This is a genomic window from Streptomyces sp. DH12, from assembly GCF_020873895.1.
In the GTDB taxonomy this organism is placed as follows: domain Bacteria; phylum Actinomycetota; class Actinomycetes; order Streptomycetales; family Streptomycetaceae; genus Streptomyces.
Genome location: NZ_JAHWGT010000901.1, coordinates 1 through 471, shown reverse-complemented (window position 1 = coordinate 471; position 471 = coordinate 1). Strand labels below are relative to the sequence as shown.

The window sequence follows — 471 nt, the reverse complement described above, 5'->3', positions numbered from 1 at the left end:
ACGTTCGTGGTGTGCGGGTCCAGCATGCTCGTGGGCGCGTTGCTCGGCGGGGCCGTCCGCGACGCGGACCGGGTGGTCGTGCCCGGTCCCGGCGAGGCGCCGCGCAACAACCTGCCGGGGTCCCCGCTGCCGGAGGAGTCCGGTGAGCGGAAGGAGAAGGGGGAGAAGGGGACGCCGTCCGCGTCCGGCTCGCCCACGCAGGGCGCCACGTCCGGATCGGCCTGCCCGTGCGCCGGGACCAGCAGCACCCCCGGCGCCACCCAGGGCGCGGGCGCCGTCACCGGAGCGCCCACCCAGACCCAGGGCAGCACCGGGCAGGCCCCGCCGCAGCAGTCCTCCCCCGAGGGCCAGGCGCCGAGCACGACCGCGGGCCCGACCTCGGGCGGCGGCGACGGCTCCGGTGGCAGCGGGGGCGGCACGCCCGGCGACGACGGGGGTTCCTCGGACCGGCCCGGCCTGGTGGGCGGCCTG

The 471-nt window shown here is 79.6% G+C and carries 1 pseudogene; it reads left to right on the top strand.

From position 1 onward, the window contains the following. Positions 1 to 471: pseudogene (locus LPA54_RS37695) on the top strand (hypothetical protein); the annotation flags it as partial.